This window comes from Priestia sp. FSL P4-0332 (genome assembly GCF_038005845.1).
In the GTDB taxonomy this organism is placed as follows: domain Bacteria; phylum Bacillota; class Bacilli; order Bacillales; family Bacillaceae_H; genus Priestia.
In genome coordinates, this window is sequence record NZ_JBBOUA010000001.1 from 3,026,883 (window position 1) to 3,043,031 (window position 16,149).

At 39.3% G+C, this 16,149-nt stretch carries 18 protein-coding genes; 2 read left to right on the forward strand and 16 right to left on the reverse strand.

The genetic code is table 11. From position 1 onward, the window contains the following. Nucleotide 1: 1 nt before the first annotated feature. Together MKY06_RS15400 and MKY06_RS15405 are read right to left on the reverse strand one after the other, a co-directional pair. Nucleotides 2-403, reverse strand: coding sequence for a hypothetical protein (locus tag MKY06_RS15400; protein WP_078081950.1), 402 nt, complete (start codon nucleotides 401-403; stop codon nucleotides 2-4). A gap of 304 nt (nucleotides 404-707) precedes the next feature. Beyond that, entirely contained in the window at nucleotides 708-2,045 is a 1,338-nt protein-coding gene (locus MKY06_RS15405) for a sodium-dependent transporter (protein ID WP_029322655.1), read from the reverse strand. A 172-nt stretch (nucleotides 2,046-2,217) separates the two neighbouring features. Between MKY06_RS15405 and MKY06_RS15410 the strand changes: the two genes are divergently transcribed. Beyond that, complete coding sequence (locus tag MKY06_RS15410) at nucleotides 2,218-2,670, forward strand: hypothetical protein (protein WP_013057711.1); 453 nt, start codon at nucleotides 2,218-2,220, stop codon at nucleotides 2,668-2,670. A gap of 42 nt (nucleotides 2,671-2,712) precedes the next feature. Here the strand turns inward: MKY06_RS15410 and MKY06_RS15415 are convergent, their stop codons facing one another. Next, complete coding sequence (locus MKY06_RS15415; RefSeq protein ID WP_013057712.1) at nucleotides 2,713-3,138, reverse strand: DUF6843 domain-containing protein; 426 nt, start codon at nucleotides 3,136-3,138, stop codon at nucleotides 2,713-2,715. Between the two features lie 189 nt (nucleotides 3,139-3,327). Between MKY06_RS15415 and MKY06_RS15420 the strand changes: the two genes are divergently transcribed. After that, nucleotides 3,328-3,474, forward strand: coding sequence for a hypothetical protein (locus MKY06_RS15420; RefSeq protein WP_016764718.1), 147 nt, complete (start codon nucleotides 3,328-3,330; stop codon nucleotides 3,472-3,474). Nucleotides 3,475-3,492: 18 nt separating this feature from the next. Here MKY06_RS15420 and MKY06_RS15425 read toward each other — a convergent pair whose 3' ends face one another. The 13 genes from MKY06_RS15425 to kdpA all read right to left on the reverse strand — a co-directional run bounded on the left by MKY06_RS15425 (nucleotide 3,493) and on the right by kdpA (nucleotide 16,139). Continuing rightward, nucleotides 3,493-3,909: a DUF350 domain-containing protein gene (locus MKY06_RS15425; protein ID WP_013057713.1), complete on the reverse strand. Its 417-nt coding sequence runs from the start codon at nucleotides 3,907-3,909 to the stop codon at nucleotides 3,493-3,495. Nucleotides 3,910-3,923: 14 nt separating this feature from the next. Continuing rightward, nucleotides 3,924-5,183, reverse strand: coding sequence for a glutathionylspermidine synthase family protein (locus MKY06_RS15430; protein ID WP_029322660.1), 1,260 nt, complete (start codon nucleotides 5,181-5,183; stop codon nucleotides 3,924-3,926). After that, nucleotides 5,183-5,503 (reverse strand): hypothetical protein, encoded by a 321-nt coding sequence (locus MKY06_RS15435; RefSeq protein ID WP_013057715.1) that lies wholly within the window; start codon nucleotides 5,501-5,503, stop codon nucleotides 5,183-5,185. Before MKY06_RS15435 ends, MKY06_RS15430 begins: the two co-directional genes overlap by 1 nt. After that, entirely contained in the window at nucleotides 5,503-5,961 is a 459-nt protein-coding gene (locus MKY06_RS15440) for a hypothetical protein (protein ID WP_098277625.1), read from the reverse strand. The genes MKY06_RS15435 and MKY06_RS15440 overlap by 1 nt, the downstream gene beginning before the upstream one ends. A gap of 115 nt (nucleotides 5,962-6,076) precedes the next feature. Continuing rightward, nucleotides 6,077-6,538, reverse strand: a complete 462-nt coding sequence (locus tag MKY06_RS15445; RefSeq protein ID WP_013057717.1) for a hypothetical protein — start codon at nucleotides 6,536-6,538, stop codon at nucleotides 6,077-6,079. A 464-nt stretch (nucleotides 6,539-7,002) separates the two neighbouring features. Then, nucleotides 7,003-7,890: a sulfite exporter TauE/SafE family protein gene (locus tag MKY06_RS15450; protein ID WP_013057718.1), complete on the reverse strand. Its 888-nt coding sequence runs from the start codon at nucleotides 7,888-7,890 to the stop codon at nucleotides 7,003-7,005. A gap of 250 nt (nucleotides 7,891-8,140) precedes the next feature. Beyond that, complete coding sequence (locus MKY06_RS15455; protein ID WP_053487436.1) at nucleotides 8,141-9,235, reverse strand: oxidoreductase; 1,095 nt, start codon at nucleotides 9,233-9,235, stop codon at nucleotides 8,141-8,143. 90 nt (nucleotides 9,236-9,325) lie between these two features. Then, nucleotides 9,326-9,880, reverse strand: coding sequence for a signal peptidase I (gene lepB, locus MKY06_RS15460; protein WP_013057720.1), 555 nt, complete (start codon nucleotides 9,878-9,880; stop codon nucleotides 9,326-9,328). Nucleotides 9,881-10,134: 254 nt separating this feature from the next. Beyond that, the gene (locus MKY06_RS15465) at nucleotides 10,135-10,569 is read right to left on the reverse strand and encodes a CBS domain-containing protein (protein WP_057273481.1); all 435 of its coding nucleotides are present in this window, start codon (nucleotides 10,567-10,569) and stop codon (nucleotides 10,135-10,137) included. 35 nt (nucleotides 10,570-10,604) lie between these two features. Further along, nucleotides 10,605-11,747 (reverse strand): KdpD-like non-kinase potassium sensor, encoded by a 1,143-nt coding sequence (gene kdpDN, locus MKY06_RS15470; protein WP_035439038.1) that lies wholly within the window; start codon nucleotides 11,745-11,747, stop codon nucleotides 10,605-10,607. A gap of 53 nt (nucleotides 11,748-11,800) precedes the next feature. After that, nucleotides 11,801-12,367: a potassium-transporting ATPase subunit KdpC gene (gene kdpC / locus MKY06_RS15475; RefSeq protein WP_029322673.1), complete on the reverse strand. Its 567-nt coding sequence runs from the start codon at nucleotides 12,365-12,367 to the stop codon at nucleotides 11,801-11,803. 13 nt (nucleotides 12,368-12,380) lie between these two features. Beyond that, the gene (gene kdpB / locus MKY06_RS15480; protein ID WP_064471839.1) at nucleotides 12,381-14,456 is read right to left on the reverse strand and encodes a potassium-transporting ATPase subunit KdpB; all 2,076 of its coding nucleotides are present in this window, start codon (nucleotides 14,454-14,456) and stop codon (nucleotides 12,381-12,383) included. 21 nt (nucleotides 14,457-14,477) lie between these two features. Next, complete coding sequence (gene kdpA, locus MKY06_RS15485; RefSeq protein ID WP_170960229.1) at nucleotides 14,478-16,139, reverse strand: potassium-transporting ATPase subunit KdpA; 1,662 nt, start codon at nucleotides 16,137-16,139, stop codon at nucleotides 14,478-14,480. Nucleotides 16,140-16,149 lie beyond the last annotated feature (10 nt).

Here is a 16,149-nt window from a genome sequence, read left to right on the forward strand (position 1 = left end):
CTTATGACCAAGTAACGGCAAACACGTGGTAGTCATTTTTTAACTGTGGCGCATCAATGGGTGTCCCGTGCTGATATCCTTGTTTCACTCTTTTAGGATGTAAGGGTTGAACCCATTCTTTCACTTGCTGTTTTGTACCATTTGCTAAAATATATACACAATCAGAAAATGCCCCGTCATTGTTTGGACTATCAACTTTTAGTACTTCCACTAACACATCTTGGACACACATTTTTCTCTGAATACACATAAGCGTATGGTAGATAATATCAGCGGACACATCGTTATTTAAACGAAAGCCCACCTTTTTTTGTTCAAAAAAAGACGAGAATGAGACGATTGGTAATGTCTTTTTTTGTTCATACGCTTGAGATAAAATCTTGACAAGAACTTCTCCACTCAAGATGATCCCTCTTTCTAAAAAAACGCTTCATCACAACATATGTGAGCATTGATTATGCTCATAGGATAATATATTATCATAGTTTAATTCTGTGGTGTTAGTCTTTTTTGGGGTTTTTACACTGGGAATTATACCCGCCTATTTCTTGCGTTTCCCTGACGTTCTCGCTACTAGCAACAGAATTATTAATAAAATAAATACCCCTGCCCCTACAAACATATCATACAAGAAATCAAGCATCATACTCCTCCTCTTCCTTCAAAAAAACGCTGTTAAAACCAAGCGTTTTAACAGCGTTTTTTCGTTAGATAAAGCCTAGCATATTAAGAAATACAATGATAATTAAAACAGGTGCAATGTATCGAATAGCAAGAAGCCATAAAGAGAACCAGCGCTTCACATTCGTTGAACCGTGCTTAAATTCTTCAATTAGCACATCTTTTTTCATTTTCCAAGGAACAAAGATGGCGATTAAAAGAGCACCTAGTGGCATAAGGATATTACTTACAAGAAAATCGAAAGCGTCAAAGATGCTTTTTCCAAAGATCGATACGTCACTTAATAAACCATACGATAGCGCTGAAGGTATTCCTACCACGAAGATTAGCAAGCCCGAAATCCAAGATAGCTTTATACGCTTATGCTGCTCTCCTTTGGCTAAAGAAGCAACAATAATTTCTAACATCGAAAACGCAGATGTCAAAGTGGCAAATAAAAACAGCGCCAAAAAGAAAGTTTGAAACACAATTCCGAACGGAAGCTGTTCAAAAATAGAAGGCAATACAATGAATAAAAGACCTGGTCCTTCCGTCGGTTTTACACCCATTGAGAAGACCGCAGGGAAAATTGCCAGTCCTGCTAGTAAAGAAATCAAAATATTTAACGCTGAAATTGAAATAGCCGATTTTGGCAAGTTTTGCTGCTTAGATAGATACGAACTGTACGTAACCATAACTGAAACGCCTACGCTAAGCGAAAAGAATGCTTGTCCCATGGCAAACAAAATGGTTTGGGATGTAAGCTTTGAAAAATCTGGATACAAAAAGAAAGATACGCCTTCCATCGCCCCGTCTAATGTTAAAGAACGAATAATGATAATAATAAATAAAATAAAGAGAGCAGGCATTAAAATTTTGTTTGCTTTTTCAATACCATTTTGAATGCCTCTTGCGACTACAACAATTGTTAAAAGAAGAAAAACAAATTGAGAGATAACAGCACTTGTTGGATTAGCAATGGTCGAGTTAAATAAACTCCCGTAGTCACTTACTCCATTCAGCTGACCCGTGACGCTTGCAAAAATATATTGTAAAATCCATCCTCCTACTACACTATAGAAAGATAATAAAATGAAGCATGTAATCACACCTAAATACCCGATTCCTTTCCATAGAGAACCGGGAGCAACTGCATCATAAGCACGAATTGCTTCCTTTTGTGTATGTCTACCTAGTACAAATTCAGCAAGCAAAAGCGGCAAACCAATAATTGCTGTAAACAAGATAAACAGTAAAAAAAAGGCCCCTCCTCCGCTTGTTCCGGCTACATAAGGCAGTTTCCAAATGGCTCCGATTCCAATCGCGGAACCGGCAGATGCCAAGATAAAGCCGAGTTTTGAGGTCCATTGTTCGTTTTGACTCATTTTTTCTCACCATTTTTCTTTATTTATTCTGATTTGTCATACTATATCATACAACCCTTCTGTCGAAAAGGGTTTTTGTTGTTTTAACCCCCATCATGTGTTATGAATAGTATGTAGGTTTCATGATTTATTTTCGTAACTAAAAAAAGTTTGACAGTTAGAGGTACAAAAAATGACAAATCAGCAAGTAATACAGCAACAATTTTTAGATAAGTTCCTTGATTTTATCTTAGTAAAATGTCCAAACTGCGAACTATGTGCGCGAGTTGTAAAACTGGATAAAAAATTGAGCGGGTCAACGCACTCATGCACGTGTCCTCACTGCGGTTATCTAGACGTAACCAATGCTGATAGTCAAGGACCGTTAGAACTTTCTGAAGCAGTAGATCCTTTTTTTCAGCTTCCGCTTTACTTAGAAACGATATGCCCTGAACGTCGACTTTGGGCTTATAACTTAGATCACCTTCAGTATATTGAATCTTATATTGAAGTTAAAACATGCGGGGCTTGTTTCGACGAGCTGTCGGTTGAACATTCATTGCCAGATTGGGTAATTCATAAGCAGAAAGAAGCATTAAACGAAATTCAACGTTTAAAAGACACCGTCTTTTGCACATTCAAATGAAGATAGAAAAGAAACATTGCCGAAGAGGCAACGTTTCTTTTTTTACGAAGAACTTTCTTCGGTAAGTTTTCTTCGATAGTCTCCGGCCTTATCGAACTCTTTTGCGGTGCCGACGAAAAAGTAGGTTACCGTATGATTTTTGTTACCTTGAGTCGTTCCATGAATCATCTTCCCCTGCTTCAATTGCTTTCGCTCTCCATTTTTATTTACATAGAAATATTTATTTCTTGCCCAGCCGCCGCCGCTTAAAAGCGTTTTGGTTTTCCCGACTCCCTGGTCATTTACTTTAAATACAATGTAGTCTCCTTCTGTCTTGCTGGGATTTCCGTTATCTTTGTCATATTCGACCATAACCCATCCTTTGTACCCTTCTGGTATAAGGAAAATGCTCGGTTGAGACGTTTCATCTGGGCGTCCACATCCAGCTGCGATTATAATCATTAAGCACAAAATGAGCCACCTTTTCACTTTTCCCAACTCCTTTCTTAATAAAAGACGTGCCTCTATACTGCTTTTAGTTTTTGTTGAAGGTAAGATTATATTCTTTTTGTATCCCTCAATTTTTTCCAGTTCATCCAATCAAATATGCTATATTTACGTATTGTTTGTCACACACTATTAGCAGGCGTTTACAATTTACATGGGAGGATAACAAAAATGAGCTATGTTTTTTTATTTATTTTGCTCTTTGTCATTCCGCTTTACACACAGCAAAAAATTGTTCGTGCCGATCGTGAAAATACACGTACATTATTACTAAGTGAACACGAGCAATCGGGACATAAAAAAAGCGATTCCCCGTAAAACAGGAATCGCCTTCTTTTAATATGTTAAGCTTCCGGCCACAATAAGGCCGACGGCAACCGACGCTGCAAAAAGAGTTACTCCAACCGCTACATTTCCTTCTTCTACTTTTTTGGCTAGGCTCGTTTTAGGCGTCATGATAAATTCAATAACCCAATATGCCACTACTTGAGTAATGATACCTACTACTCCCCAAAGAGTTGCATCTACCAAATTTAAGCTGTTGCTCCATACAGTAAAAATGACAATAGCAAGCCCTATTCCTTTTCCCCATAACTTCAAAGCAACCGCCACATTGCCTTTTTTTATGAGTTCACGGTCATTAAACTTTGTTGTTAATTCAAATACCATAACTCCGATAAATAATAGCCCTAACCCTACCGCTACGTGAGATAAAAAACTCCCTATACTAGCCCAATCAATCCATTGTGTCATTTTTATTCCCCTTTTCATTTTAATCCAATCGGCAAATAATACGATTCGTTATCCGTAATTTGATTTCCAGCTCGTATTCCTACTGCGCTTGCTTTTCCATTTAATAAAAAGCACCCGTACATGATATGAGCCTCTATTGTTTGCGTTTGAGTCTTCATCGTTGCAGTTGGCAATGGAATAAACTGTTGATACACAGCCGTGTATTCTTGATATGTTTTATGCTGATCTTCGTCTATTTTGATTCCATCTTCATTATAAATTTCAACGGTATCTCCCTCACGACCAAAAGATGGTTTCTTCACAAATGCTTGTTTTCTTTCAATAAATGGATCTTCTTCTAAATACGTTGGTAAAAAGTACGTTTCAATGATGTGATGCTCTTCTTTAGTGAAGAAAGGGTGATGTTGTTCATACAAAGCCCAAATGAGTGCTTGCACGGCTTTGGACTGCAGTAAAAATGCAGAAGGCGGGTTGATTATGGCTACTTTTTTTTGCTGTGCCAATGTTAAAAGCATGTGTCCGACTTTTTCATGCGTGCTCGGATCTTCATCTTCAATTAAATGTTCAAGCGGATAAGTTTGGCGATAAAGTACGTCTATTTTTTGTCCATATTGATCATACACGCCCGCTTCTATATGTTCACCTTCTTCCACTGTAGAGGAAGGGACAATTCGAAGCTGCGATAATGGAACGTATGTAGCATCTACATCGGCTAGCTTCATTAAATAAAGAGTCGTTAGCTTATCTTCTTCATGTGTATCATGAGAAGAAAAAACGACGTTTGGATAGTTCGTTCTATCGAGCTCGTTATAAGCTTCAAAAATGGCGTGTTTTAATGCTAAAGCAAGCTTTTCTTCCTCAAGCTTATTAGGGTTTTGCACTTGAAAATGACGACAGACTAACTCATTTACATGAAATAATTCTTTAATGAACGTAGGCGTATCCGCATTTAGTTCTAAAAGCTTGATTTGATCAGTCGTAACAGCAAAATCAAGGCGCGAAATCACACTTTCTGTTTCCATCGTTTTCAGTCGTAGGTACGGGAGGCTGTCTTTTGGAAATCCTAAAGAAAAAAGCGTCTGATCATCTAACGAACGAAGTAAAGGTGCAGTTTTAAAAAATAATTCCCCAATTTGATTTGAAGCTTCTTTAATAGAATCAATGATATGAGAAGACTCTATATGTACGTCATAAAGAGCATACTCTGTTCCGTATAAATCGTGCCAAAAATCTTCAATTTCTTTATAAAACATTTCTCGCTTTTCTTTATGCATTACCCGCCAAAACCGCCTTTAGAGCCGCTCCCAATTCCAGATTTATACGAGCTGCTTGATTTAAATGATTTATAGGCCGATGATGAGGTCAGTTGTTTTTTAGAGCCGTAGTAGCGGCCTCCGTGATAATATGAGCCGCTGTGGGAAGAAGAAGAATCTGAACAGTAGTACGTCTGGGTATCTTCATCCCATTTCCACTTGTCACACGATTTATCTTTCGGTTTAGCTGGTCTTGCCTGATCAGTTGAACCACAGGCAACGAGCGATGTCATTAAAGCTGTGGTCAAAACCCCGGCCATCATTTTTTTTGTTTTTGACATTACGCCTTTCCCCCTTCATACGTTACGCCTGTTTTTGTTACATATAAACTGTACACGCTGCGATCTTCATCAATTTCCGCAGAGTCTCTTTCCCATTCCCATCCATTGTAGTATGTATAAACTGTTCCGATATAGCTTAATACGTCCAAATGCGTATAAAATGAAGAGACGAATAAAATCGGATGTCCTCGAAGAGAATTCAGTTCGCGGACTTCTAATGTAATCTCTCTGTGATCATCTTCTGCTTGCTCTTTCGGTCCATGTTCATGTTCTTTTACATAAATAATATGTATATCATCTTCGACTGCAGATGAAGTTTGTTTATACGTTACTCCTTCTTTAACAAAAAATTCGCATTCTCTTCTTGCTAAAATTTGTTCAAGTTCAATAGATTGATAGTGATAAATAGATACAAATGTATCATCAGGCTTTAGCAGTCGGTATTCTAACTTTCCCATTATGCAACTCCTTTTGTGACTTTTTTGTGAACGTTCTTTAATAAATACGTACAGATTTTCAAAAAGTTTCAATTTTTCTCATATTAAAAGGCTTAGCTTTAAATAAGCTAAACCTTTATTTTTTTATCACATCTGTCACAACTTCATAACCGCCTGTGTATGGGTCGAATACATATTCAAGCATGCCGTTTCCACGATTGACTTTAAATAGATAACGGTATTTTTTAGGGCTGTCTTTTGCTGGATATACGTATTTTCCTTTTTGGAACTGACTTAGCAAGAGCTGTTCTCTTTGCGCAAGCATTTTTTTTGCTTCATTATAACCATACAGCGGGAGATTTTTAGCATAGAGAACCGGTACGAATACAAGCACAACGACTGAAATCGTAATAAGCCCTTGTTTAAACCACCGCATAAATCTCTTTGGATTTCGCGAAAGCAACATCGTGATGACAATTACTACTAACAAAGGAACAATATATACTTGAACATACGGAATGTTTGCAAATACAGGTCGATTAATCAATAAGACAATTACTTCGATAGCTGCTACTAATACTAAAATAAAATAGACCACTTACTCTTCACACCTCGACGATTCAATGAATTTTATATGTGTTAGAAAGTATTCCCACTCATGAATGAACTCGTCTATTGTATCATAAGACGCAAAAAAAATATCTACGCTTCTCTATTTTATGGAATTCAAATAATAAAAGAGATTGAGACATAACGAAATCACCCCAATCTAAAGACGAACAAATGGGATAATACGCTAGCATGGATCCCTTGTTACACCGCTGTTGATTTCCGTACAAGGCTGCGCTTTCCGAGGGCGGCCGCTCCTGCCGGGTCTCATCTGTTCCGCTTTTCACGCAGGAGTCCTCGCCTTGCCCTCCAACCAACAGCTAGAAACCATTACATACATGAAACTACCTTCACTCTAACCATAAAAAAATCTGAACGCATTTGATTCTCCATCAAGAATCAAATGCGTTCAGATCTTCCTTTAACTAAGCTACTTTTATTCCATCCTCTTTATTACGAAACTTCTACGTTTCGATTTTGATTATATTTTTTTCCTTGTAACAGTGAGTAAATGATCGCTGCGGCCCACACAATAAGTATGAATGCATATACAGCTATCTGAGTTGAGCTGCTGGATACCCATGTGTTTAAGAGTGTTCGAGCATTTGTTAAAATGATAAATCCACCAACAAGTGAACCAAGCAAGTGAGCCGGGATAATACGAACAAACCATGCAGCAATCGGAGCCGCGATAATTCCGCCAATCATAAGGGCGCCTACCCAGAACCAGTTTACCTGCTCCCAGCCAAGAGAAATTAAAAAGCCAAGTGTAGCCGAGACGGCAATAGCAAATTCACTTGTATCCACGGTTCCAACGACTTTCCGGGCTGTTGTGCCTTTTTTAGCTAGCAATACAGGCGTTGCTATCGGCCCCCAGCCTCCTCCTCCTGTAGCATCAGCAAATCCAGCAATTAATCCCAACGGAATGGACTGCTTCGTCGATAAAGGTTTGGTGCTCTTTTCTTCGTTTGTTTTAAACGTAAATAAAAAACGAAATAACACATAAACTCCTAGGAGCAATAAGAATGTTGAAACGTAAGGCCTTACTGCATCTCCAGGTAAATTACTTAGAAAGCAGGCTCCTACAAAAGCTCCGATGGAACCTGGGATAATTAGTTTTAACACCATCGATTTATCTACGTTTCCAAATTTAATATGTGAAACACCAGAAGCTGCTGTTGTTACAACTTCTGCTAAGTGAACAGATGCAGAAGCCACAGCTGGTGCAATTCCAAACGTTAAAAGCAGCGTAGTTGATGTCACCCCGTATGCCATTCCGAGTGATCCATCAATTAACTGAGCTAAAAAGCCAATAAGTGCAAACGTAATTAACTTTTTCATGTTGTCCCTCCACTTTCATCTTCTGTTAGAAAGCACAAAAAGGCCTCCAACAGTTGTTTGCTAGAAGCCTTCGGTATGTCCGATCAGCTGTCCGTTTTATGAATAAGTTGTTTATATTGTAATCCTAACTATTCCTAGAAGTCAACTGTGTTTTTGATTTTTTCTTTTAGTCTATGTATGCTGCTTGGTTATAGTATCAGTAAAATAAAATTCTTCTTGTTAAGTCAACCACATAAAAACGACCGCTCACTTAATAAGGGCGGTCGTTTTTATGCATGTCTTTCCAATGAGCCAGCACTTCAGGAGGCAAACTCACATCTTTATCTAATGACGTCATATCCATAGAAGCAGGCTCGTCGCTATTTATCACTTTTTCTACCCAATCTGGCTGTACGACTAATGCTTGTTCAATCGTAATTAAAGCCAGACCTTGCTCAAAAGCTTCTGCTACTTCTGTTGCCGTAAGTCCTCCTGTACCTACAAGAGGGACACGGTGATTGACGTGCTTAATAATCGAAGAAAGAAGTGAACGATTCTCTTCACTATCCAAGGTAGATTCATGCAAAGCACTGATATGTAAATAATCAATTTCTGTATGAACAAGACGATCAATCCACTCAAATGTATCTTCCACTTTATTTCCTAAATAGCCTTTTTCTTTAGGCGCTAATGTATACCCCACAATAAATGGTTTGCCCGCATGTGCTGCTCGACGCGTCACTTCACGAATAACTTCAAGTGCAAAAGTGAAGCGGTTTTCTGCGCTTCCCCCATAAGAATCGCTTCGTTCATTGGCTTGCCTTGACATAAACTGCTGCAGTAAACATTCATTTCCTCCGTCAATTTCCACTCCGTCAAATCCTGCTTCCATAGCTCTAGTGGTAGCTTCGCCAAACGCTTGAACAATATAAGTTATATCGCGCTCGTTCATTTGAACAGGCTTTTTGCCTTTACGTTTATGAGGCTTTTCACTTGGGCTAATGGCTTGCCATTTATTTTTCATTTCTACGCACTTTCTTCCCCCGTGCGATAGTTGAAGAATCGCTTTAGCTCCTCTCCTATGAATCATTTGAGTTAGTTGATGAAGCTTTCGTATGACCTGATCACGATGAATGCCGATTTGACCATGTGCTACTTGGCCATTTTCTGTGATAAACGCGGGGCCGACAATTACCGTACTGACGCCCCCTACTCGTTTTTCGTAAAAAGTCAGATCGATATCGGATATTTCTCCGTTTTCCCGTGAAGCGTATGTGAGTATAGGTCCCATTGCTAATCGGTTTTTCATCTCAAGAGCATCAACAAATTTAAAATGTTTAAATAGTTTTTCATAGGCTGTCTTCAATTAATTCACACCTTTTTTCCTTAGCTTGCCCATCTAGAAGCCGAGTAGACATAGGCACAAAAAAAGAAATACCTTCGCCGGCATTTCTTTTTACGTTGTTTTTCTTATTTTTTTAATGGGGTAAAATACAAATTCGCTTTTTCCGACAATCCGTTTCTCATCAATGAGACCTAGACCATTGCGGCTATCCATACTGTACAGACGGTTATCACCCATTACAAATACTTCGTTTTTAGGTATTTGAACGGGTTCAAAATCTCCTGTGAGCTCCATATCCATGTTATTGGCAATTTGACGATTCGTTTTTAAATAAGGTTCACTTACTTTTTTATCATCAATATAAAGCTGATCTTTTTTCATTTCGATTTTTTCACCTGGCAGACCGATTACTCTTTTTACATAATGCTTATTCTTAGCCTCATCTTTAATAATCACAATATCTCCGCGGCGAATATCATGGAGCGAATACGACAGTTTATTCACAAACAAACGCTCTCCGTTATGCAGCGTTGGGTTCATTGAAGCGCCTTCTACAATATACGGAGAAAATAAAAATGCGCGAATCATAAATACTAGAGCGATAGCGAAGATAATAGTTTTGAATATGCTGCGTAATTGATCGCTTTTTGTTTTTTCCGTAGTCAATATACTTTGTCTCCTTTGTACAGCTCACTTTTCTTATGTAAAAAAGCAAGAAACCTCTTACTTTAACACTTATTCTAACTTAATCATAGAAAGAACTGAAATCAAATGTTTTATGTTATGTAAAAAAAGAACCTCTAACAAATGTTAGAGGCTTACATTACGCAAGTTTCGTCTTTACATCTCTTATTATAACATTAATTATATAAAAAGAGACTACCTTTTATGTAAAAATTATGTTTTTTACGCAAACTTAACTAAATCTTCACATTTAAAGGCGTTTCTCCATGTATAAAAAGTTGAGAGATACAATACTCTATAATCTCTCTTCGCCGCACGAGTCCAATAAAAATATTTTGATCATCTACAACTGGTACAAAATTTTGTTCAGACGCGCGTGACAAAATACTTTCCATTTCATCATTAATGGTGATAGGTTCATAATCGCGATGCCTTGGGACCTCTTCAATTCGTAGGTGTTCTAGCTCATGAAGTTCTATATGCTCTAGGCTTTTTATTTTCCATAGCAAGTCTCCTTCTGCCAAAGTCCCTACATATTCTCCTTTTTGGTTAATGAGCGGTACAGAAGAGTAGCGATGATACTCCATTTTCTCCAATGCTTGACGAACAGTTGACTGTGTCGACAGGGTAACGACTTCTTTTTTGGGGAGTAAAAAGAACGCAATATTCACTCATATTCTCCTTTTATTATACATCCATTTTATTGTCATTGCTTTGCTGAATCTGAAACAATATGAATGTCGATGTTATGAGTCTGTCTCATAATCGTATTCACAATAGACCCTTTTCGAATCTCTTCCCACCTTGTCCTCGCTGATTGTCCTAGTAAGATTTGAGTAACGCGATACTGCTTGGCTACGTTCACAATCACTGCAGCTGGTTTTTGCTTTTTAGCTTCTTCAACAATTAGCAATGCGTGAAAGCGATCAGCAAATTCCTGCCACTCTTTGATTTGTGCTTTTTGCCTTTCAGTTTGCTCGCCTGTCAAAACATGAAGCAGCAGCAAATCTGCTTTCAATCGGTTTGCCATTCTCCAGCCTCTTCGAATCAATTTTTCAGCTGTTTCACTGTATTGAATGCATACTAAAATGCGTTCGCAAATACCTGTTACGCCAATTTCATGGGAATGAATGAGCTTACCGTCCACTTCATCCGCTATTTCTCTGAGCGTTAATTCACGAAGGGCATGGAGATTTGCGAGCTTAAAAAAAGACTGCAGGCTTTGTTCAATTTTATGAACTTCGTATATTTTGCCTTCACGAAGACGCTTTTGCAGCTGTTCTGGCGTAACATCCACAAGCTGAATTTCATCTGCTTGCTGGATAAATAAATCTGGCACTGTTTCACGAACTTTTACCTGGGTAACAGCATATACGAGATCATGTACGCTTTCCATATGCTGAATATTCATTGCTGACATGACTGAAATACCTTGGTTGAGCAGGTAAGAAACATCTTCAAAACGTTTTTTATGGCGGCTTGTCGGCACATTTGTATGAGCGAGTTCATCGATAATTACAACTTTTGGCCGCCTTCTTACAATCGCCAGCAAATCAAGCTCTTGTAATTCTTTTCCCTTATAAAAAATGGTTTCTTTTTGGATTACTTCTAGATTTCCGATCATCGCCTCAGTCTCATTCCTGCCGTGTGCTTCTACATATCCAACTACGACATCTACGCCTTCTTTGACTAAATCGTGCGCATCTTGAAGCATTTTATACGTCTTTCCTACTCCCGGCGCCGCACCGATGTAGAGTTTAAGCTTTCCGCGCTTCTGATCATGAAGTTCACGCAATAGTTCTTCCGGAGTTTTTCTTCGAAAGTATGGATGAGCTTCTTTTTCTTTCATTGTTCAGGCCCCTTTATCACACTCGCTTCAATACATGAAGCGAGTGCATGTAATTAGCGCTCTCGTTGAACAGCTAAATTTAGCTCTACTACATTTACTCGTTTTGCACCAAAAGCTCCTTGCTGAGTATGTTCTTTGATCAGCTCTTTTAGCGTGTTGGTGTTAATATGCGCTGCTTTTGCTACGCGCTCTACTTGTGCATATGCAGCTTGTGGCGTAATATCCGGATCGAGTCCAGAAGCCGAATTTGTGACGGCATCAATTGGAATTCCGCCTTTTGGTACCTCGTTTTCTTTTTTCCACGCCGCTACTGATCTTTCGATACGGTTCGTAAGATCTTTATTTGAAGGTGCTAAATTCAACGAGCCAGACCCTGCCCCGTTATAATCAATACTAGAGACTCTGCCATGAAAAAATGCATTGCTCGTAAACTGCTGCCCTATCAGCTTAGAACCGATAACTTGATGCTTGTTTGAATAGATTAAGCTGCCATTTGCTTTACTTGGAATAGCCGTCTGAGCAATGCCTGTCATCACAACAGGATAAATAAGACCACAAAGAATTATCATCATAATTGTTAAGCGAACAATAATGCTTCCCATTCGTTCTGTTTGTATCATCGTTTCTTCTCCTCTACATTACAAATGAAAGTAGTAAGTCAATCGCTTTAATCCCAATGAAGGGAACCAATACCCCACCTAATCCGTAAATGAACAAATTTTTTCGCAGCAGGGCGTTAGAACTCATCGGCTTATACGCAATTCCCTTCATGGCTAAGGGAATTAACAGCGGGATAATGACCGCATTAAAAATAAGCGCTGACAATACGGCAGATAGAGGTGAATTCAGCTTCATTACGTTAAGAGCCTCCATTTGCGGAATCGCCAAGGTAAACATGGCTGGAATAATAGCGAAATACTTAGCAATATCGTTTGCGATACTGAATGTAGTTAAGGCACCCCTTGTCATTAATAGCTGTTTTCCAATTGAAACGACTTCAATGATTTTAGTGGGATCAGAATCTAAGTCCACCATATTTGCTGCTTCTTTAGCAGCTGAGGTTCCGCTGTTCATTGCTAAGCCAACATCAGCTTGAGCAAGCGCAGGGGCATCGTTTGTCCCGTCACCTGTCATAGCAACTAGCTTTCCTTGCTGCTGTTCATATTTAATTACTTGAATCTTGTCTTCTGGCTTGCATTCCGCAATAAATTCATCTACTCCAGCTTCTTTTGCAATGGTTGCAGCGGTTAACGGATTATCTCCTGTACACATAACCGTTTTAATACCCATTCTACGAAGTTCATCAAAGCGTTCTTTCATTCCTGGTTTTACCGTGTCTTTTAAATAAATTAAGCCATAGATTTTATCATCATCGGCGACGGCAAGCGGCGTGCCACCAGCTCCTGCAATTTCGTTTGCTTTTTGCTGCAAATCAGAGGGAACCTTCCCGCCCTTTGACTCTACCCATGCCGTGACGGCGTCCACTGCCCCTTTTCGTACAGATACATTCTCTAAGTCAATACCGCTCATTCGCGTTTCAGCTTTGAATTCTACAAATGTTCCCTGCGTTTTTCTAAGATCTTCTACTCCCATACGGCTTTGAATAAAATCAACAACTGAGCGCCCTTCTGGCGTTTCGTCGTAAAGAGAAGAAACAAACGCCCATTTGTAAAGTTCACGTTCGTCTATGCCTTCTACAGTCGTTAATTGATGAGCCATTCGGTTTCCAAACGTAATGGTGCCGGTTTTATCTAAAATAATTGTATTGATGTCACCAGCTGCTTCTACTGCTTTTCCTGACATGGCGATCACGTTAAACTGAGTAACTCGGTCCATCCCAGCAATTCCAATAGCCGATAATAATCCTCCAATTGTCGTAGGAATGAGGCAGACGAGCAGTGAAATTAAAATAGCCGTGTCGAGCTGAAAATGTAAGTAATTTGTAAATACAGGAAGCGTCACAACAACTAGTAAGAAAATAATCGTCAGACTTGTTAAAACCGTGTTTAGCGCAATTTCATTTGGCGTTTTTTGACGCTCTGCTCCTTCAACAAGCGAAATCATTTTATCTAAAAATGATTCACCTTGCTCACACGTAATTTTAACTGTAATTTCATCGCTGACAACTCTTGTACCTCCCGTTACAGAGTTAAAATCTCCCCCTGCTTCTTTCATAACAGGTGCCGATTCACCCGTAATAGCCGATTCATCAACAGACGCCAGTCCTTTAATGATTTCTCCATCTCCAGGAATCATCTCGCCTTGTGAAACGACGACGATGTCTCCTTTTTTTAGTTGCGATGCCGAAACTTGTATCATTTGCCCGTTTTGAAGTTTATTAGCTGTAATGTCACCTTTCGATTGCTTTAATGAGTTTGCCTGCGCTTTTCCTCGTCCTTCTGCTAATGCTTCTGCAAAATTAGCAAAAACAATTGTGAAAAATAAAACGAGGGATACGGCAATATTAAAGCCTGCGCTTACTGTACTTTCTCCGAAAAGGTCTGGAACAACAGCTAAAAAAAGCGTAATAACAAACCCGATTTCTACTACGAACATGATAGGGTTTTTTATCATCGTTCTTGGACTTAGCTTGATAAAAGCCTGCTTTACTGATTGAATAAAAATCGATGAAGTTTGTTTATCTACAGAACCTTGAATGTGACTGTTACGATCTAATTCAAGATTATTCATAAAATTCCGTTTATTCATTATAATCCTCCGCTTTCTTGATTACAGTGTCAAATACTCAGCAACCGGCCCAAGTACAAGCACCGGGAAAAACGTAAGCGCCCCTACAATAACGGTAGTTCCAATTAAAATGCCGCTAAATAAAGACGTATCCGTTTTAAATGTCCCAGGTGTTTCAGGAACAAGCTGCTTAGATGCTAGTGAGCTCGATACCGCCAGCATCGTAATTAGTCCGAAGTAGCGTCCAATATACATAACAATTCCCGTAGAAATGTTCCAAAACGGAGTTGCGTCACCGAGTCCTTCAAAACCGGATCCATTGTTTGCTGCTGACGACGTAAATTCATACAGTGCCTGGCTTAACCCGTGAAAGCCTGGGTTTGATATACCTTCCATTCCTAAATGAGTAGTGAGCGCTACGGCGGTTCCCCCTAAAATTAGCAGCGGCTGCAGAATAAGCGTCACGGCAATGAGCTTCATTTCTTTTCCTTCAATTTTTTTACCTACGTATTCCGGGGTTCTTCCAACCATTAAACCTGATAAAAATACGGCGATGATGACGTACATCATGACATTCATAAATCCTGCTCCGACACCGCCAAATACGGTATTTAACATCATATTTCCAAGTGTCAATAACCCGGTAAGAGGCGTAAGGGTATCGTGCATGGCATTGACTGCGCCTGTTTCACTTGCTGTCGTCACGATGGCGTACAGAGTTGACATGCCGACACCAAAACGAACTTCTTTCCCTTCCATATAACCGCTCGCTTCATTCAAATGAAAAGCATCAAGTCTAGGGTTGCCACCCCACTCTGTTACAAACGCTGTACTTAAGATAACAATAAAGAGCATACTCATCGATATAAACAAGATGCGACCTTGTTTACGCTGTCCGATCATTTTTCCGTACGTAAAAGGAAGTGCGGTTGGCAACAAAAGCATAAGGACGATTTGTAATACATTGCTCCACGCATTAGGATTTTCAAATGGATGAGCTGAATTGACACCAAAAAATCCCCCTCCGTTGTTGCCTAGCTCTTTGATTGAAAGAAAAGAAGCAACTGGTCCCCTTGCTATTTGCTGGGATGCCCCTTCTAATGTATGGGCAGTCACCGTTCCGCTTAACGTTTGAGGAACACCTAAAAACGCAAATAAAATGCCTGTTATAAAAGCAATAGGAAGTAAAACATGCGTAATTGATTTCACAAAATCAACAAAAAAGTTTCCCATGTCCTTCCCTGCCAACCCACGAATAAAAGCGATTGCTACTGCAAGGGCTGTTGCTGGTGCAGCAAACATCATAAATACAACGGCGGCCATCTGCGAGAAATAAGACAAACCTGATTCACCGCTGTAGTGCTGCAAGTTCGTATTTGTCATAAAACTAATGGCCGTGTTAAAAGCAAGGGCCGGATCCATTCCTTTGATGTGGCTTGGGTTAAGCGGCAGTACCGCTTGAAACCGGAAGATAAGATACACCACAAAAATCATAAACGTATTCGCCAAAACGAGAGCAAGTGCATATTGCTTCCACGTCTGATTATGCCCTTTAATTCCTGCCGCTTTAAACATCACCGATTCTATCTTCCCTACCAAGCTAGTGTTTTTATCGTTTGAAAACACATTCGCTATATAAATACCTACGGGCTTTGCAATAAGCGCTACAAAAACAAGCAGCAGCGCAACTGATAGTAGAAAAATTCCCACGTTT